The 16,829-nt window shown below is 59.3% G+C and carries 17 protein-coding genes; 11 read left to right on the forward strand and 6 right to left on the reverse strand.

Annotated features, from left to right (window positions below; all coding sequences use genetic code 11):
* Window positions 1–241 precede the first annotated feature (241 nt).
* The 3 genes from NW828_RS11340 to upp form a co-directional block, all read right to left on the reverse strand.
* Window positions 242–949, reverse strand: a complete 708-nt coding sequence (locus NW828_RS11340) for a tetratricopeptide repeat protein (RefSeq protein ID WP_414383967.1) — start codon at window positions 947–949, stop codon at window positions 242–244.
* Window positions 936–1,820, reverse strand: a complete 885-nt coding sequence (locus NW828_RS11345; RefSeq protein ID WP_414383968.1) for a hypothetical protein — start codon at window positions 1,818–1,820, stop codon at window positions 936–938. Before NW828_RS11345 ends, NW828_RS11340 begins: the two co-directional genes overlap by 14 nt.
* Before the next feature lie 275 nt (window positions 1,821–2,095).
* Window positions 2,096–2,785 carry a uracil phosphoribosyltransferase gene (upp, locus tag NW828_RS11350; RefSeq protein WP_011433955.1) on the reverse strand — a complete coding sequence of 230 codons (690 nt, stop codon included), beginning with the start codon at window positions 2,783–2,785 and terminating at the stop codon, window positions 2,096–2,098.
* 580 nt (window positions 2,786–3,365) lie between these two features.
* On the opposite strand from upp, the gene NW828_RS11355 reads away from it, so the two are divergent.
* The 4 genes from NW828_RS11355 (at window position 3,366) to NW828_RS11370 (ending at window position 7,176) form a co-directional block, all read left to right on the forward strand.
* On the forward strand, window positions 3,366–4,442 hold the full coding sequence (locus NW828_RS11355) for an ABC transporter substrate-binding protein (protein WP_414383969.1): 1,077 nt from the start codon (window positions 3,366–3,368) through the stop codon (window positions 4,440–4,442).
* 416 nt (window positions 4,443–4,858) lie between these two features.
* Window positions 4,859–6,121 (forward strand): FAD-dependent oxidoreductase, encoded by a 1,263-nt coding sequence (locus NW828_RS11360; protein ID WP_414383971.1) that lies wholly within the window; start codon window positions 4,859–4,861, stop codon window positions 6,119–6,121.
* Window positions 6,109–6,306: a sulfur carrier protein ThiS gene (thiS, locus tag NW828_RS11365; protein ID WP_414328933.1), complete on the forward strand. Its 198-nt coding sequence runs from the start codon at window positions 6,109–6,111 to the stop codon at window positions 6,304–6,306. Before NW828_RS11360 ends, thiS begins: the two co-directional genes overlap by 13 nt.
* Window positions 6,307–6,348: 42 nt before the next feature.
* Window positions 6,349–7,176 carry a thiazole synthase gene (locus NW828_RS11370; protein ID WP_414328934.1) on the forward strand — a complete coding sequence of 276 codons (828 nt, stop codon included), beginning with the start codon at window positions 6,349–6,351 and terminating at the stop codon, window positions 7,174–7,176.
* Between the two features lie 22 nt (window positions 7,177–7,198).
* On the opposite strand, the gene NW828_RS11375 is transcribed toward NW828_RS11370, so the two are convergent.
* On the reverse strand, window positions 7,199–7,831 hold the full coding sequence (locus NW828_RS11375) for a class I SAM-dependent methyltransferase (protein ID WP_414383972.1): 633 nt from the start codon (window positions 7,829–7,831) through the stop codon (window positions 7,199–7,201).
* A 176-nt stretch (window positions 7,832–8,007) separates the two neighbouring features.
* Here NW828_RS11375 and NW828_RS11380 point away from each other — a divergent pair, with 176 nt between their 5' ends.
* The 3 genes from NW828_RS11380 (at window position 8,008) to NW828_RS11390 (ending at window position 10,266) form a co-directional block, all read left to right on the forward strand.
* On the forward strand, window positions 8,008–8,739 hold the full coding sequence (locus tag NW828_RS11380) for a M50 family metallopeptidase (RefSeq protein ID WP_041436739.1): 732 nt from the start codon (window positions 8,008–8,010) through the stop codon (window positions 8,737–8,739).
* Window positions 8,740–8,870: 131 nt separating this feature from the next.
* Entirely contained in the window at window positions 8,871–9,011 is a 141-nt protein-coding gene (locus NW828_RS11385; protein WP_414383973.1) for a hypothetical protein, read from the forward strand.
* A gap of 139 nt (window positions 9,012–9,150) precedes the next feature.
* Window positions 9,151–10,266 carry a glycosyltransferase family 4 protein gene (locus tag NW828_RS11390; RefSeq protein WP_414383974.1) on the forward strand — a complete coding sequence of 372 codons (1,116 nt, stop codon included), beginning with the start codon at window positions 9,151–9,153 and terminating at the stop codon, window positions 10,264–10,266.
* A gap of 95 nt (window positions 10,267–10,361) precedes the next feature.
* Here the strand turns inward: NW828_RS11390 and NW828_RS11395 are convergent, their stop codons facing one another.
* On the reverse strand, window positions 10,362–11,345 hold the full coding sequence (locus NW828_RS11395) for an ABC transporter ATP-binding protein (protein WP_414344385.1): 984 nt from the start codon (window positions 11,343–11,345) through the stop codon (window positions 10,362–10,364).
* A gap of 298 nt (window positions 11,346–11,643) precedes the next feature.
* Between NW828_RS11395 and NW828_RS11400 the strand changes: the two genes are divergently transcribed.
* Both NW828_RS11400 and NW828_RS11405 read left to right on the forward strand, forming a co-directional pair.
* On the forward strand, window positions 11,644–12,438 hold the full coding sequence (locus tag NW828_RS11400) for a CDP-alcohol phosphatidyltransferase family protein (protein WP_414383975.1): 795 nt from the start codon (window positions 11,644–11,646) through the stop codon (window positions 12,436–12,438).
* 126 nt (window positions 12,439–12,564) lie between these two features.
* Window positions 12,565–13,422, forward strand: coding sequence for a methyltransferase domain-containing protein (locus NW828_RS11405; protein WP_414383977.1), 858 nt, complete (start codon window positions 12,565–12,567; stop codon window positions 13,420–13,422).
* A gap of 47 nt (window positions 13,423–13,469) precedes the next feature.
* Here the strand turns inward: NW828_RS11405 and NW828_RS11410 are convergent, their stop codons facing one another.
* Window positions 13,470–14,090 (reverse strand): uracil-DNA glycosylase, encoded by a 621-nt coding sequence (locus NW828_RS11410; RefSeq protein WP_414331024.1) that lies wholly within the window; start codon window positions 14,088–14,090, stop codon window positions 13,470–13,472.
* Between the two features lie 280 nt (window positions 14,091–14,370).
* Between NW828_RS11410 and NW828_RS11415 the strand changes: the two genes are divergently transcribed.
* Window positions 14,371–15,831 carry a TldD/PmbA family protein gene (locus NW828_RS11415; protein ID WP_414383978.1) on the forward strand — a complete coding sequence of 487 codons (1,461 nt, stop codon included), beginning with the start codon at window positions 14,371–14,373 and terminating at the stop codon, window positions 15,829–15,831.
* A 20-nt stretch (window positions 15,832–15,851) separates the two neighbouring features.
* A complete protein-coding gene (locus NW828_RS11420; RefSeq protein WP_414383979.1) occupies window positions 15,852–16,742 on the forward strand; it encodes a DUF4351 domain-containing protein in 891 nt (296 codons plus the stop codon).
* The last annotated feature ends 87 nt before the right edge of the window (window positions 16,743–16,829 follow it).

Raw genomic sequence — 16,829 nt, forward strand, 5'->3', positions numbered from 1 at the left:
TGGTTGGAAACAAACAGAATGCTATCGCTGCATAGTTGAACAGTGATGTTCAGCAGTGTTCAGCGTAAATGTATCAGGCATGCTGATGATGTTCACCACGGTGTTCACCACCAAAGGGCCCCAGCCCGAGGATTCTCAGTCGGATCCCCAAAAGGGGCGAGCCTAGCCCAAGGCCCGGTGACGGGATCCCTGGCATCCAGCTACATGCCTTCATGGGTTGTCAGTCTGGGCCGAGAGAGAACTAGTCCCGCTCCTGTTGGCGGAGCCGCTGCAGAAGCGAGAGGGGTTTCTCTTCCTCTGGCCCTTTCTTTTCAGTCGCAGTTGGCAGGGCGGCTGTTTCTGTTTTCTGAGGTTCGAGCAAAAGCTTGGCGGCTTCTGACTCAACGGCTGGAGGGCGAGCCGGGTTCTCCCCTTGTTGGCCGGGCAAGGGAACAGACTCCAGAGTGGCCAGCAGAGCTTGAATATGGCTGTGGGTTTCGGGATGGTTGCTGGCGGCATGGGCCAAGAGGGTGAGCTGCTCTTTGGCAGCGACCAGGTTCCCCAGCTTGAGATCCACCAAGGCCAGTTGATAGCGAGCCTTAAAGCCACTGGGATCCACCTCCACCGAGCGCTGAAAGGCGGCGCGGGCCTCCGCCAGCTTGCCTTGACGGGCATAGATCAAGCCGAGGTTGAAAGGCACGTCGGGATCCCGTTCGCTGGGCAGCACCAAGGTTTTTTCTTCCAGTTCAATTGCGCTCCGGTAGGCGTTGATGGCCAAGGTATGGAAGCCCATCTGCAGATAGCGAGCTCCGTCTTCCTTCAGTTGGGCGACCGTCGGCTCCCCTGTCAGTAGGGTCATGGGCGGTTGCGCGTGGGCAGGCATGGCCACCGCCAAGCTCAGCAGGCACCCCACCGTTTTCAGGCCTAAGGGTACAGCCTGACGACCAATCTGCTGCCTATTCATCACCATGATCTGTTTCCTCCAACCACATCAACACCACTTCATTCCACCCCTCTGGGCCGGGGAGCTGAGCCAATTGCCATTGAGGCAGGGCCTCACTCCAGAGACTATCCGCAATGGGGCTGGGAAGCACCACTTTTTGTTCCGACCATCGCAAAAAGGCCACATCTGGCGGGGAACACCCAATGCCCAAAGCTTTGATAGGGCCCAGATGCCGTTGGTAGCAATCCAGCAGCCGCTGCACCGCCTGTTCCCCCGGTAACCAATTGGGTTCTGCGGCCATCGTTGGCTGCATCCATCCGGTCAGATACCATTGCGGCAGGCTGGAGAAGTGGAGCTGACGCACCCGCAGCAGATGTTGGGTGAGGTTGGCCTCTTGTTGGGCAAAAGCTTCCCGTAGGGTTTCGGGATCCCCGGAATAGCTGAAAATCTCACTGTACTCTCGCTGCTGCGCCCGCTCTGCCTCTTCCAAAGGGATCCCAGTGGCAGCGGCCAGCTCAGAGGCAGTCCAATCCCCAAACCCGATCAAATCCAAGTGGGACTCTTGACGCACCTGTTGCAGGATGCTGCGCAGGCGAGAATAGGGCAGACCCAAAGCATACACGTAGTAGGGCGGTCGGTGTTGCCACTGCTCGTCTAGGATGCCCGCCGGGAAGTAATGCTCGGGAACGTAAACGGCAGAGCCATCCTCACAGATGAACGGATGCTCCAGGCGCAACTGCCGCCGCACATGTTCCAGTTGAGCGCGGGTGCGCAGGCTGTAGAGCACCAAGGGAATGGAGCGGCGCTCTAGGGCAGCCAAGGCTTGTCGGGCAGCACCATAGCTGTTGGACTCCAGATCCAGCAAGCTGCCATCTAAACTGGTAAGGACAAGTCGCATAGGTGCAGGAAAGGGAAAGGCGCTGGCCCCGTCAGAATTGCAAGTAGCGCGACCGGGATCCCTGAAGCGGCCAACATTACCCATGATCCAATAGCTTGACCAATCTGAGGGGGGTTAGCCTCAAATGCTCTCCCTCAAAGCATCTGGGTGAATGGGCAATCCGTGCGCCAGAAGTGGTAAAAGCTCGATTGAGCACTACAGAATGCGCGTGTCGCCGAAGATCTTGGCTCAAAAACCAGCAGCAGAGAAGACAGACAGATTGAGTGGGTCAGTGGCTAGTTTTCTGTGCCAAAGGCACGATCCCCTGCATCCCCCAGCCCGGGCAAAATGAACCCTCGATCGTTCAGCCGCTCGTCGATCATGGCGCAGAAGATTTGCACCATCGGGTAGTGGGATCCCAACCGCTGTAACCCTGGGGGCGCTGCCAATGCGCTGACAATTCTAACCAAGCTGGGATCCGCCCCCCGTTTTTTTAGCTCATCCAAAACCCAGAGCAGCGTGCCCCCGGTGGCCAACATCGGCTCGGGAATGAGAATGCGCATCTGTTCAGGGATCCGCTCTGGAAGGCGATTGAGGTAGCAACTGGCCTGCAGCGTTTCCTCATCCCGCACCATGCCAATGTGAAAGATCCGCGCCTGGGGCAAAAGGGCCTGACAGCCTTCCAGCATCGCCAAGCCAGCCCGCAATACAGGCACAATGCCCAGCAGGGTATCCGGCGCAATGACCTCTGCGGCAACGGGTTCCAAAGGGGTTTGCACCTGAACGGTTTGGGTGGGGATCCACTCCCGCATCGCCTCATAGGTTAGCCAGCGGCCCAGCTCCGACATGGCCGTGCGAAACAGGGGCATGGGCGTCTCCGCATCCCGAGCCACGGTTAGCCAGTGCTTAATGAGCGGGTGAGGGGGGACATAGACACGAAGCTGCTGACTTGCCACGGGAGAATGCCTCAATCTGGGCGGTAGCATAGTGGGTTGCCTTAGCAGAAAGCAAGCTCTAGAAAGCAAGCTCTCCAATTGGCCGCAACTCCATCCCGACCGGGGATAAATTGCCAACAGCTCCGGCAAATGCTCAAGGGGTGGGGCTCTTTGACCCAGCAAGATTGCGGCAGAATGAGATCTGCAGGTTACTTCGAGCGCCGGTCATGTTCGGTGGCTACAGGTTTGGGATAGACCAGGGCAAGGCTGGTTTCGAGTTTTGTTCCTCTTGCCATTTGCGAACTGAGGTGCTGGCCCCAGGGCAGCTTGGCCTCCCGCCGATGGAACCGAACGCCAACGGCTCTCGTCTGCAAGTGCCGGTAGCCGGAGATACCGCTCTGCCCAAGGGTTTCTGGCTTAATGGGGTGTCGCAAGTTACAGCCTGTTCACAAATTAAGGGATACAAAACTTAAGGGATACAAAACATCGTGTTTCTGAGGCTTGACTCCGATGAGGTTTAGAACAAGTAGGTCAAGTAGGTTTACAACCGTATCCGTAGCCCCTCAATAGGCTGTACCTGCATCTTTGGCCCCCTCACACCTTGCAAGGATTAGCTTAGGGAGAATGGATTATGGCTTCGTCTCAACCCTCTGACTCGAACACCAAGGCTCTGAGCCGCCGTCAGCTTCTCAAAGTGGGAGCCGCAGCCCTTGGGGGCGGTCTGTTGGCTGCAGGGGGTGCCCAAGCTCAGCGCAAACCCTCTCCCACCCTGATCGTGGCTCAGGGATCCGGCCTGGATCGCGTTTCCTACGCTACCAACTGGTATGCTCAGGCGGAACATGGCGGCTTCTATCAGGCGGTGGCGACCGGCATCTACCGCGAGCATGGCCTGGATGTAACCATCAAGATGGGTGGCCCCGGCATCAACATCACCCAAGTTTTGGCCGGTGGAGCTGCCGAGTTTGCCATGGGGGGAAGCACAGGGGTGATCAATGCTGTGCGAGAAGGGATCCCTTTGGTGTGTGTGGCAGCCATTTTCCAGAAAGACCCGCAGATCATCATGGCCCACCCTGGCACCCAGCGCTTTGAAGAGCTCAAGGGCCGGCCTATCTTTGTCTCGAAAGGTGGCCTTGCCACCTACTGGCCCTACCTGAAGGCCCGCTTTGGCTTCACCGACGATCAGGTTCGTCCCTACAACTTCAACCCCGGCCCCTTTTTGGCGGATCCCAGCTCAGCTCAGCAAGGCTATCTGACATCCGAGCCTTTTGCCATCCAACGGGAAGGGGGATTTGAGCCGGTGGTCTTCCTCCTGGCGGATTTGGGCTACAAACCCTATGCCACCACCATCGAAACCCGTCGCCAACTGGTGGAAACCAAGCCCGACTTGGTGGAGCGATTCGTGGATGCCTCTATCAAAGGCTGGTACAGCTTCTTGGAGGATCCCCGTCCGGCCTATCGCTTGATCAAGCAGGACAACCCGGAAATGACCGATGCCCAGTTGGCCTATAGCTTCGAGAAGTTGCAGGAGTACGGCATCATCCTGTCCGGCGATGCCTTGGAAAAAGGCATTGGCGCTATGACCGATCAACGCTGGCAAGAGTTCTTCGAGAGCATGACGGTGGCAGGTGTGTTCGAGCCAACCATCAACTACCGGGCTGCCTACACACTGGACTTCGTCAATAAGGGCACTGCCTACTACACTGCCTGACGGACTTCCACCCTTGGCGCTTCTCAGCCCAAGGGATCCCCCCTCGCCCCCAGCCCCTCTTCCACCAAGGGAGAGGGGAACTATAGTCATTTCAAACTAGATTGAGACACCCCCTAAACGCTCCGCGCCACTGCCCTCACCCCCATTCCTTCTCTCAGAGGGAGAAGGGGGCTAGAGGGAAATGTTTCATTCCGGTTTAATTGAGAATGCCAGAACACTGCGTGATCACCTCCCCCAACACCGCCAGCAACACCGGCACCCCCAGACGGATCCCGGAGACCAACAGCGAGATCAAACAAAAAGCTCCAAGTGAAAAGGCGTTCCAGCGAAGCTTGGCCCAGCACTCCATCAACAAATGCAGGCACAGGTGGGAGCAGATTCATCGCTGAGCTGGAAAGCCTATCATGGGATCCAGTATGGAATCCATTGTGTCAGCAGCGCAGGGCACTTTGACCCTTTCACCCTCCTCTTCTCCGCCAGACCCGCCAGCCAGTCTGACGGGCTCATTCCTCGCTGCTGACGCGGCAGGGATCACTTGGCCTTGGGCAGCGCAGCGGGATCCCATCCTTGTCCTCGGGGCTGGGCTGATGGGGCGTCTGTTGGCCGCCAGCCTTGTCGAGGTTGGGCATCCTGTCCGCATTGTGGAGGCGGCCACTGCTCCTGAGAGCAGCGCTGCCCATTTTGCCGCTGCTATGCTAGCTCCTTTGGCCGAGTCCGCCGTCGCCGAAGCCAGTGTGGTGGCCCAGGGGTACTATGCCCTCTCCCGCTGGCCCGCCCTTCTGGCCAGCCTGCCAGAGCCGGTTTTCTTTCAGCAGGAGGGCACTTTGATCCTCTGGCACCGCCAAGATGCCGGGGAAGCCAAGCGCTTCTCGGCGCTACTGGCCGCTGTGGGGGAACACCTCCCGCATCTCCCCCGCCCTCAGCCGCTGGATGCCCAGGCTATTGCCGAGCTGGAGCCATCGGTAGCCGGGCGATTTGCGCAGGGCCTGTATCTTCCCCAAGAGGGCCAACTGGACAACCGCCAACTGTTGTCGGCTCTGCTGGCCAAGCTGCGGCAGCACGAGGTGGAGGTGGAGTGGGGTTGCCCTTGGGATCTGAAGCAGGCCCAAGCCTGGCAGCAACAAACCGGAGGCTGGGTTTTGGATTGCCGCGGCCTGGGGGCCCAAAAAGAATGGGGCGGGCCAAGACTGCTGCGCGGAGTTCGGGGTGAGGTGGTGCGCCTGTATGCCCCAGAAGTCTCTTTGCGGCGCCCAACCCGGCTGTTGCACCCTCGCTACCCGATCTACATCGCTCCCAAGCCGGGTCAGGTGTTTGTGGTGGGGGCCACCGAGATCGAATCTGAGGATCGCTCGCCGGTGAGCGTCCGCTCGGCTTTGGAGTTGCTCAGCGCCGCCTACGCCGTACATCCTGCCTTTGCCGAAGCGCGTATCCTGGAATTGGGCAGCCAATGTCGTCCCACCTTGGCGGATAACCTGCCAGCCGTGGTGGAGCGCTCACCTCGCCTGTTGCAGATCAACGGCCTCTATCGCCATGGCTTTCTGATCTCCCCGGCCATCCACGATGCTGTCTTGGAGTATCTCCACCAGGGTAGTTGTCGCTTGGCCCAGCAGCTTGGGATCCCCTTTCAGGTGCAGGCTGCCCCTCTTTCCGGTGAGTCCCCATTGCCATGCGTGTCTTGATCAACCAAAAGCCTTACGATTTGCCGGAAGGCACCACTTTGGCCGAGGCAGTGGCTCAGGTGGGGGCCAGCGGCCCTTTCGCGGTAGCGGTTAATCTGAAGTTTGTGCCACGTGCGCAGCACGAGCAAACCCGTCTGCAAGAAGGCGACCAGGTGGAGATCGTCACTCCGGTTGCTGGCGGCTAGTGCCCCCCTTGCTTCCTGCTCTGTCCTGACTTTGCCCCGACAATGTCCACCCTTCTCCAGCTTTCCCCCTCCACTTGGGCCAATGAGGATCCCTTGGTGCTCTATGGCCAACCATTGCCCAGCCGTCTGATGTTGGGTACGGCTCGCTACCCTTCGCCAGCCATTTTGGAGCAGGCGGTGGCGCGCGCGCAGCCCTGTTTGTTGACGGTTTCTCTGCGGCGGCAAGGGGCACTGGGGCCAGAAACTTCCCAGAGGTTCTGGGCTCTGTTGCAGAAGATGGGGATCCCAGTTCTGCCCAACACCGCCGGCTGCCACAGCGTGCAGGAGGTGATCACAACGGCGGAGATGGCGCGGGAGGTGTTCGGCACCGACTGGATCAAGCTGGAGTTGATCGGGGATGACTACACGCTGCAGCCGGATCCCGTGCAACTGCCCACTGCTGCTGCTGAGCTGGTCCGGCGCGGCTTTAAGGTGCTGCCCTATAGCACCGACGACCTGGTGCTCTGCCAGCGGCTTTTGGATGCTGGCTGTGAGGTGGTGATGCCCTGGGCGGCCCCCATCGGCACCGGCAAAGGCCCTCTCAACCCCTACAACTTGCGCCTGCTGCGGGAGCGGATCGAGGCGCCGCTGATCGTGGATGCCGGCTTGGGCCTGCCCTCCCATGCCTGCCAGGTGATGGAGTGGGGCTTCGACGGGGTGCTGCTAAACACGGCGGTGGCCTTGGCCCGGGATCCGGTGGCCATGGCCGAGGCCTTTGCAGAAGCGGTGCGCTCAGGCCGCCGAGCCTACCTGGCCGGGGCCATGATCCCTCAGGAAACAGCTCAGCCCAGTACGCCTGTCCTCGGCACTCCCTTTTGGCACCAGGGCTGACTGCCGCTCTCAGGGGTGCAGCTCAGGCGGCAGGCTTTCGCGCCTGGATAACCTGCAGAGCTCCCCCAGCGTGGAGGGTCTGCCGGATGGATTGCCAACCCTGCTGCTGCAAATGCTCGGGCAAGTCCAGCTTGAGCAGCTCCCAAGCGGTCTCGGTTTCAAAAAGGGCCAGAAAGAGGGCCAGACCAGGCCAGATCAGGGGTTGCCGAGGCGCATGCAGATCCAGGATCAAGAGTCCTCCCCCCGGCTTGAGCACCCGCCACACTTCCCGCAGCACCTGCTCCAAGTCGGCGAAGGACAATTCGTGCAGAGCCAAGCTGGTATGCACCCAATCAAAGCTGGCATTGGGAAAGGGCATATCTTGGGCAAAGGCCTCCACAAACTCCACCTGGGGAAGGCGTTTGCGGGCTGCCGCTAGAGCTTTGGGGGAAGCATCCAGGCCCACCACCTGCTGGCTCAGCTCCGCCAACAGTGGGGTTACTTCAGCTGGGCCACAGCAGAGATCCAACACCCGCTCCTGGGGATGAATCTGGATCCCTTGTAGGGGCAATTTCCGCAGCCGCTCATATCCGCCCACTGCCAGGGCAGCCCCGCGACTGATGCTGCGGTAAAGCCAAGGAAATTGATAGCTCCAATCCCGCAGGAAGGTGGCCATCGCCAGGGATCCCTCAGAGTCTTTTTCAGCCTACCTGACCTACATCCATTGCAAACTGGTTTGAGACATATGTTTTTCTGGATTTTCTCGGGGTTGGCTTGGAACTCTCCTCTGCCGGCAGTCGTCTAAGAAGACGAGGCGTTTTAGGCTTTTTTCTGTCTACCCACTGCTGCTCTATGACTCAGTTTGAGCTGCCTCCCTCCCCTTCCGAGAAACCTGGCCGGCACAGCTTGGTTTGGTTGGTGGCTGCTGCAGGTCTGACGGTCTTGCTCTGGCAGCTCCCCTGGGGCAACTATATCCTCTACCCCTTTACGATTCTGGCCACCTGGTTTCACGAGATGGGCCACGGCTTGACGGCAGTGCTGTTGGGTGGGGAGTTTCATCGTCTGGAGATCTATCCCGACGGCTCGGGGCTGGCCATTCACAGTGGCGAGCTGTTTTTGGGACGGGTGGGGCAAGCTTTGGTGGCCGCTGCTGGGCCGATGGGGCCGCCGCTGGCTGGGGCCCTGTTTATCCTTGCCTCCCGCCGCCACAGCACAACTCGGTTGGGGCTGGTACTTCTGGGATCCCTGCTGTTGCTATCGACGCTGCTCTGGGTTCGCTCTCCCTTTGGCCTCCTGTTCCTCTTGGGTATGGGTTTGGGGATCCTGGCGGTAGCTCGCTGGGCCTCCCCCTGGCTGCGGGGCTTCGCTGCACAATTTTTGGGGGTGCAGGCCTGTGTGAGCACCTACCACCAGCTTGACTACTTATTTACGGCCTCTGCCGTGATCAACGGGCAGGTGATCCACTCCGATTCCAGCCAGATTGCCCAAAACTTGTTCTTGCCCTACTGGTTTTGGGGAGGGGTGATGGCGGTCTCTTCTTTGGTGCTGCTGATAACCAGCTTGCAGCTGACGTTCCGGGACTAGCCGGCAGGGGGCAAAGCCGCAATTTTGGCAGTGGTTCGTGTTATGTAAAAATCCGTCCTCTATCCCTGCCAAGTCGAGAAAACCGCCGCTACAGTAATGGGCAAGAGGAGTGAGGAGTTGAGGAGTGGAGCATGTGGCGGGATGTTATTGGGCTGGCCCTGGCGGCGACCTTACTGTTGATCAGCAAAACCGCCGCAGATACGCTTGGCCAAGGCCAGGTGCAGACTTTCACCGAACCTGAGCCAACGCCCCATTCTTTTCCGGTGGAGTGAGGTACTCAAGTCTGCTGACGGAAGTCGTAGCGGCGTTGTCGTTTTGTGCAACACTCATTCTAGAGTCTTTAAGGGCTCCGTCCGAGTGGCGCGGTCGCAGCAGCGTTGCGGAGCAATAACAGTAGGCTTGGGATCCCTGATGCGCATAGCCCTATTTACGGAGACGTTTCTGCCCAAGGTGGATGGCATCGTTACCCGCCTCTGCCACACGGTGCGTCACCTAACCGCTCGAGGCAACTCGGTGCTCATCGTCGCGCCCCGGGGAGCCCCCCGGCGGTTTGCACGGGCACGGGTCTACGGGATCCCGGGGATGCCGCTGCCTCTGTATCCAGAGTTGAAGCTGGCTGCCCCCGGCCCGGCCATCGGCAAGTTGCTCAGCCGTTTCCGACCGGATGTGATCCACGTGGTGAACCCGGCAGTTTTGGGATTGGGGGGCCTCTACTACAGCCAGACGATGGGGATCCCGCTGGTGGCCTCCTACCATACCCATCTGCCGAAGTATCTGCAGCATTATGGGCTGGGCTTTCTGGAGGGGGTTTTGTGGAATCTCCTGAAGCTGGGGCACAATTTGGCGCGGGTCAATCTTTGCACCTCGACGGCCATGATGCAGGAGCTGAGCGCCCACGGCATTGAGCGGGTGCAGCTGTGGCAGCGAGGAGTGGACACCGAGTTGTTTCATCCCCAGGCGGCCAGTTCAGAAATGCGGGCTCGGCTCACGGCGGGGCAACCGGAACGGCCTCTCTTGCTCTACGTGGGACGGCTTTCGGCTGAGAAGGAAGTAGGGCGGATCCGGGTGTTGCTAGAGCGGATCCCGCAGGCGCGCCTAGCTATTGTGGGGGATGGGCCAGAGCGGGGATCCCTGGAGCAACATTTTGCCGGCTACGATGTGGTGTTTACGGGCTATCTGCAGGGGGAGTCTCTGGCAGCGGCCTTTGCTTCGGCGGATTTGTTCGTGTTCCCCTCCCGCACCGAGACCTTGGGGCTGGTTCTGTTGGAAGCCATGGCTGCCGGTTGTCCGGTGATCGCCCCCCGCTGCGGCGGCATTACCGATGTGGTGGACAGTGGGCGCAATGGCTTTCTGTTCGATCCCAATTCGGATAGCGACTTTGTCCAGGTTACCCAGCAACTCCTGAGCAGCGTCGGGCAGCGACAGCTCTTCCGACAGCAAGCCCGCCAAGAGGCAGAACGTTGGAGCTGGTCGGCAGCCACCCAACAGTTGGAAGGCTACTACCGGGCTGTTATTGCCGCCGATTAGCGGTGCGGAGCACAGAGTCCCCTACTGGGAAATACTCAGGGCAGAACTCCGTCCTGCTCTCGGGGTTCTCCATAGCACCAGTGCGAACGGCCAGCCTAGGCAGAGACCGGATGATCCCCTTCAATGGCCCGCACTTGCTCCACAAAGAATTCTTCTAGGGATTGCCGTTGCCAATGCAAGTCGGTGACCAGTGCCCCCGCTTGGTTCAAAAGGCTCAGCAACTCCGGTAGGGATCCACTCCATTCCCCCGACCAATGGGATCCCTGAATCGAGAAGTGCTCTAGGCGGTCGCGGAACTGTTCGACGGCGCCACCGTGCCCCTGTACCCGATAGCTTTTGCTCTCTCCCAGCAAGTCATCCAAAGTTCCCTGATGCACCAATTTGCCGCCGATGATCAGGCCGACTCGGTTGCAGATAACTTCCACATCCGCCAGGATATGGCTGTTGAAAAACACCGTTTTGCCCTGCTGCTTGAGGGACAGAATGATCTCGCGCATTTGATAGCGGCCCATGGGATCCAGTCCCGACATCGGCTCATCCAGAAACACCAGCTCTGGGTCGTTGATCAGCGCTTGGGCCATGCCAGTGCGCTGCAGCATGCCCTTGGAGTAGGTGCGCAGTTGTTTTTTGCGGGCCGTATCTATAGAAAGCCCCACCAGCTCCAGCAGTTGCGGGATCCGCTCCTTCAACAGGCTATTGGGCAGACCAAACACCTTGCCGGCAAACTGGAGAAACTCCCATGCCGTCAAGTAATCGTAAAAATAGGGGTTCTCCGGCAAATATCCCACCTGTTGCTTGATGGAGCGATCCCCCAGAGGTTTGCCCAGCAAAGTGCCGCTGCCGCGGGTGGGCTCCACAATGCCCAGTAGGCATTTGATGGTGGTGGTTTTCCCGGCCCCGTTGGGCCCCAGCAGCCCAAAGGTTTCTCCGCGGGCCACAGTCAGAGAAAAATCCTTGAGGGGGCTGACCACCTTGTTCAGCCAAAATCCTGTGCGATAGGTTTTGGTCAGGCCGGTGATGGCAATGACCGGCTCTGGTGCCGCGAACGCTTCTGCTGGGGAAGTGGGGGTCTCGCTCATGGACTCGCTCGTAGGTATGTTGGAGTTGAGGGAGAAAAAGGTGCCGCGAACACCGAGTTAAGGAGCACACAGTCCGCCAGGCGATAGGCTACCCAGCCTAACCTTTAGTTTACCCACAGGCTCTGTCCCAGCCTAGGCTTGCCGCAGCACTTCCGGTAGAGGAAAGGGGCCAGAGCAAACATACTCCGCGTAGGTATCCGCTTCATTCGCAACAGCGGTGCGGTTCCTTTGCCGTAGGCACAGCACTTTGCTCTGACCTCCCTTCAGTAGCATTCTCATCATCTGGGATGATTCTGGGATGATGATTTCCATCGCGTTGGCGGTGCGGAGCAAGAAAATTGAATCCAGAGGTTTTGTGCCTCTGGCCTCTGGGATCCCAGCCGGTGGTGATCATCGGCAACAGCGTTGCAGAGCAATAAGAAAGGAGTGTTTCTTGCTGGATAAGGTGCTTAGGCAGTGGAAGGAGCGGCTGTTGGCTCCAGTGCTGCAAACCCCTCTCCAACAGGTGCATCCCCTAGCCATTACCCTGTCGGGGTTTGCTGTGGGCCTGGCCTCTGGCGTGGCGGCAGCTTACGGGGCCTACGGGTGGGGGCTGGGCCTGTGGTTGCTGAACCGGTTTATGGATGGGCTGGACGGCACGTTGGCTCGTCTGCAGGGACGGCAAAGCGATCTGGGGGGCTACCTGGATATGCTGCTGGACGTGGTGGTCTACGCGGTCGTTCCCCTGGGGCTGGCCTTTCACCAGGGATCCCTGCTGGGCTATGCTTCTCTGGCTCTGATGCTGGCCAGCTTTTACATCAACCTTTGCTCCTGGATGTATTTGGCAGGGCTGTTGGAAAAACGGCGTTCGCGACAGCGTTGCGGAGCAACAAGGACGGATGGCACTGTCGGGGCGGGATCCCTGGATGAACTGACCAGCTTAAGTATGCCGTCGGGGCTTATCGAGGGCAGCGAAACCATCTTTTTCTACGGCTTGTTTTTCCTTTTCCCGGAGTACATGGTGGGCTTGTTTGGGCTGATGGCGATTCTGGTGCTCTTGAGTGCTGTGCAGCGGTTGGTTTGGGCGCTGGGATCGCTTTCTGCTCCAAGGTGAGCCCGGAAAGGGTCTGTTACTATGGCTCCGTCCGGCTGGCGCGAGTTGGGTTTCAAGACCTCCCCATCAAGCCCCACCGGGCAAGAGGATCCAAAATGAGAAAGCCATAGACCGAGATCTGCCGCCGTGACCTCCACCCTCAACCAACGCATTCGCCACTTCTACGATGCCTCCTCCGGCCTCTGGGAGCGGGTGTGGGGGGAGCACATGCACCATGGCTATTACGAGCCGGGCCAAGCCGGTAAGGATCGCCGCCAAGCTCAGATTGACTTGATTGATAGGGTTATCCAGTGGGGCCAGATCGGGGATCCCTGCCCTCCCCAGCACATTCTTGATCTTGGCTGTGGCATTGGGGGAAGCAGCTTGGAGTTAGCCCGGCGCTTTGGGGCACAGGTTACGGGCATTACCCTCAGCCCCGTCCAAGCCAAGCGGGCTACGGAGCGCGCCCAAGAGGCCGGCCTGAGCAACAAGGTGCGATTTCAGGTGGCCGATGCCCTGGAGATGCCCTTTGCAGACAACACCTTTGATCTGGTGTGGTCTCTGGAAAGCGGCGAGCACATGCCGGATAAGCGGCAGTTTCTGGCCGAGGGCTGGCGGGTCTTGCAACCGGGCGGGCAGGTGATGGTGGTAACCTGGTGCCACCGCGAGGGATCCCTGAGCCAGCAGGATCAACAGCTTTTGCAGAAAATCTACGAGGTGTACTGCCTGCCCTATGTGATCAGCCTCTCCAGCTACGAGGCTCTGGCCCAACAGGTGGGCTTTGAGCAGGTGCGCAGCGCCGACTGGTCGGAGCGAGTGGCCCCTTTCTGGGATGAGGTGATCGCTTCTGCCCGCGACTGGCGCTGGATCTGGGCTTTGCTGCGCAGCGGCTGGGTTACCGTTCGCGGGGCGCTGGGGCTGGGCCTGATGCGTCAGGCTTATGCCACCGGCTTGCTCCGCTTTGGCCTCTTGACTGGGTTCAAACCTGGGGATCAGCCAAGGTAGGGATCCCTTGCTCCCCTTTGGGAGAAGGGGCGCTTGGGAAAATGGGCTCAAAAGTTGGGCTGGGGCGGTGCTGTGCCGGTGAGTTCCAGATACTTTTGCTTCACCGCCTGAATATCCTGCCACATCAACCACTTGGGGCTGCCGGGGGTGCGGTCTGGGTTGCGCAGCAGATAGGCCGGGTGAAAAATGGGCATACACCAGCGTCCCTGCCACTGGATCCATTCCCCGCGGATCTTGGTGATCCCTCGCTTCTCGCCCAAAAGGGAGCGCACCGAGGTGGCCCCCGTGAGCAGAATAATCCAGGGATCCACCAGGCGAATCTGCTCCAACAGATAGGGACGGCAGGCGTCCATCTCCTCCTGGGTGGGCACGCGGTTGTTAGGGGGGCGGCACTTGACCACATTACAGATGTAGGTGTCTTGCTCGGGATCCAGCCCCACCGAAGCCAGGATTTTATCCAGCAATTGTCCCGACTTGCCCACAAAAGGCAGCCCCTGCAGGTCTTCGCTTTCCCCTGGCCCCTCTCCGATGATTAAAATCCTTGCCTTGGGGTTGCCCCGATGCACCACCACATGGGTACGGCTGGCTGCCAAGTCGCAGCGCTGGCATACCAAACAATGCTGCTTCAGTTGCTCCAAATCCCTGTAAGTGCCGGGGGGGATGGACACCTGGGCCGACAGGGGGATCTGATCCCACTGGGGGAGTGTCTCCTCCGCCGGGGCTGGCGGCTCGATGGGATCGTCAAACAGGCTGGGCTGAAGCTCCGACGGTTTTTTCTTGGCAGCCATTGCAAGTCGAGGTTTCCTTGTGCAGCGATCTTCGATTGCTCCCCCGCCCTTGTCAAGCTCCAGGTCAATTTGCCGGCAGGGGAGAACCTTTACGCCCTGTTAAACTGGGGAAACGAAAACTTGCCTCGGCCTCAGCTCGTCTCTACTCCCTGAGTCTGCCATGCTGCTTTTGTCCAAAGAACTGCCCAACCTGAACTACCGCCACACCCTACAGCGCTTCGACGAGGATTGGCGGGATCCCCTCTCTGCCTTGTTGGGTTGGGGTCGGGCTGCTGGTGCCGATTTGGTGGAGATTTTTCTAGAACGGGGCAATTCCATCAGTTGCCTGGCCGAAGATGACGCCATCACCAGCATCACCCCACGACTCTCCACCGGTGCCGGCGTGCGGGTGTTTCGCGGCTTGGCCGACTGCTACGTCAGCACCAACGATCTATCCTTTGCCGGTCTCAAGGCTGCTCTGGAGAAGGGCCTTTCGCTGATGGGCCTCACCCCTCCCGGCCCCACAGCGCTGGTTTCTGCCGTCAACCTGGAGATGCTGCAGGACTACGCCGAGCGTCGCCGCAAAGACGGCTGGCTGAAGGAATGTAGCCCCATTGCGGAGATGGGGGAGATCCTGCTCAAAGCCAACGAACAACTGGGTCGACAAGCCCACCATGTGCAGTCCCGCCGCACCACCTATTTCCGCGATTGGCAAGAGATCCTGGTGGCCTGCAGCGATGGCACCTTTGTGCGGGATGTGCGCCTCACCCAATCCGTGAGCTCTACGCTGCTCTGTGCCGATGGATCCCATCGCGCCTCTGTCAGTCAACGCTCCGGCGGTACGGGGGATCCCAACTTTTTGCGCCGTTGGGATCTGGAGGCCCATAGCCGGGAACTGGCAGAAGCCGCCGGCCAGATGCTCTATGCCGACTACGTGGAATCCGGCACCTACCCGATTGTGATGTCCAACGCTTTTGGCGGCGTTATCTTCCACGAAGCCTGCGGGCATCTGTTGGAAACCACCCAGATTGAGCGCAAAACCACTCCCTTTGCCGACAAAAAAGGCCAGAAAATTGCCCACAAAAACCTCACCGCCTGGGACGAAGGTCTCTCTGAAGGGGCCTTTGGCAGCCTGGATGTCGACGACGAGGGCATGCCGGTCCAGCGCACTTTGCTAATTGAAAAGGGCATTTTGAAGAACTTCCTGGCCGACCGGGCCGGCTCACTGCGCACCGGCCACCCCCGCACCGGCAGCGGTCGCCGACAGAACTACACCTTTGCCCCTGCCAGCCGTATGCGCAACACTTACATCGCCCCTGGAGATGCAGAGTTGGACGATCTTTTTGCTTCTATCGACAAAGGCATTTACTGCAAGCGTATGGGGGGAGGGAGCGTCGGCCCCACTGGGCAATTTAACTTCGCCGTCGAAGAAGCCTATCTCATCGAAAACGGCAAGATTACCAAACCCCTCAAGGGAGCCACTCTGATCGGAGAAGCCAAAGACATCTTGACCAAAATTTCCATGTGTTCTAAGGACCTCAGCTTGGCAGCTGGGTTCTGTGGCTCTGTAAGTGGCAGCATTTACGTCACCGTCGGGCAGCCTCACATCAAGGTAGATTCCATTACCGTGGGCGGTCGCTAATTCCAGGGATCCACCTCGACATGGCCTATGACAACGTCTGCAAATATCTGGCCGAGCGTTTCCCAGAGCAGTTTGTCCGCTGGCTCATGGGAGAAGTGGCTCGGCTCCGACTCTATCGGAGGTATCCTCACCTATCGGTGCAGCAGGTGGTCAAGGTGCTCCGCACCGCTAACGCGATTGACTTGCGCAAAACGGGGTCGGAGCGAGTTTTCCAGACCTCTTTTCGTCTAGAGAGGCTGAGCCATGAGTTTGATGTTGTCCGCCTGTGGGAATGCGATTTGAGGGCCGGAGCGGATCGGCAAGCCCTGCTACCGTTTCGGGTTCTAAGCCAGGTGGAAGATCCAGCAGAAACCTTGCGAGAGGTGGTCAGTGAGCTAGAGAGCTTGGCAGACCCCAGTGAGAGAAGGGAATTGGCAGCCGCAACAGCCGTCTTGGCGGGACTAGCATTGGATCGGGGTTTGATTCGACAAATCATGAGGTCTTTGGATATGAGGGAATCGGTGATCTACCAAGAGTGGCGGGCAGAAGCTCTGCGAGAGGGGCTGGAAGAAGGGCGCAAAGAAGGACGCAGAGAAGGACTACAACTGGGCCTGCAACAAGGGCTACAACAAGGATTGCAACAAGGATTACAACAGGGATTGCAACACGGGGAAGCAACGCTGGTTTTGCGGCTGCTCAGGCGGAAGTTGGGATCTCTTGAGCCGGCCCTTGAGAATAGGATTTGGGCTTTGTCAACGTCACAACTGGAGGCGCTGGGGGAAGCTCTGTTGGACTTCAGCAGCAAGGACTACGTCCCGCTGGCGCGATCGGAAGAGTTGACCGCCTGGCTGGCCCGTCAGCTAGAAACCGCAGGAGCCCCGCTCTCTGCCCACAGGGCAAGGGTCGGGAGGAATGTGAGTAAAATGCAATAAGGCTATGACCCAAGTCCTGACCGTTTCTTGCAAGCTCAAGGTGTCCCAGTCGCAAGCCGCCAAATTGGACGAGACATTGGATGCTTT

This window comes from Synechococcus sp. W55.2, assembly GCF_047461635.1.
Taxonomy (GTDB): domain Bacteria; phylum Cyanobacteriota; class Cyanobacteriia; order Thermostichales; family Thermostichaceae; genus Thermostichus.

Bases quoted from the DNA above. Each gene is read 5' to 3' on its own strand.
- NW828_RS11415 (WP_414383978.1), top strand. From the start codon at position 14,371: ATGCTGCTTTTGTCCAAAGAACTGCCCAACCTGAACTACCGCCACACC.
- NW828_RS11370 (WP_414328934.1), top strand. From the start codon at position 6,349: ATGTCCACCCTTCTCCAGCTTTCCCCCTCCACTTGGGCCAATGAGGAT.
- NW828_RS11385 (WP_414383973.1), top strand. From the start codon at position 8,871: ATGTGGCGGGATGTTATTGGGCTGGCCCTGGCGGCGACCTTACTGTTG.
- upp (WP_011433955.1), bottom strand. From the start codon at position 2,785: ATGCTACCGCCCAGATTGAGGCATTCTCCCGTGGCAAGTCAGCAGCTT.
- NW828_RS11375 (WP_414383972.1), bottom strand. From the start codon at position 7,831: ATGGCCACCTTCCTGCGGGATTGGAGCTATCAATTTCCTTGGCTTTAC.
- NW828_RS11360 (WP_414383971.1), top strand. From the start codon at position 4,859: ATGGAATCCATTGTGTCAGCAGCGCAGGGCACTTTGACCCTTTCACCC.
- NW828_RS11390 (WP_414383974.1), top strand. From the start codon at position 9,151: ATGCGCATAGCCCTATTTACGGAGACGTTTCTGCCCAAGGTGGATGGC.
- thiS (WP_414328933.1), top strand. From the start codon at position 6,109: ATGCGTGTCTTGATCAACCAAAAGCCTTACGATTTGCCGGAAGGCACC.
- NW828_RS11420 (WP_414383979.1), top strand. From the start codon at position 15,852: ATGGCCTATGACAACGTCTGCAAATATCTGGCCGAGCGTTTCCCAGAG.
- NW828_RS11400 (WP_414383975.1), top strand. From the start codon at position 11,644: ATGATGATTTCCATCGCGTTGGCGGTGCGGAGCAAGAAAATTGAATCC.
- NW828_RS11395 (WP_414344385.1), bottom strand. From the start codon at position 11,345: ATGAGCGAGACCCCCACTTCCCCAGCAGAAGCGTTCGCGGCACCAGAG.
- NW828_RS11380 (WP_041436739.1), top strand. From the start codon at position 8,008: ATGACTCAGTTTGAGCTGCCTCCCTCCCCTTCCGAGAAACCTGGCCGG.
- NW828_RS11345 (WP_414383968.1), bottom strand. From the start codon at position 1,820: ATGCGACTTGTCCTTACCAGTTTAGATGGCAGCTTGCTGGATCTGGAG.
- NW828_RS11355 (WP_414383969.1), top strand. From the start codon at position 3,366: ATGGCTTCGTCTCAACCCTCTGACTCGAACACCAAGGCTCTGAGCCGC.
- NW828_RS11340 (WP_414383967.1), bottom strand. From the start codon at position 949: ATGGTGATGAATAGGCAGCAGATTGGTCGTCAGGCTGTACCCTTAGGC.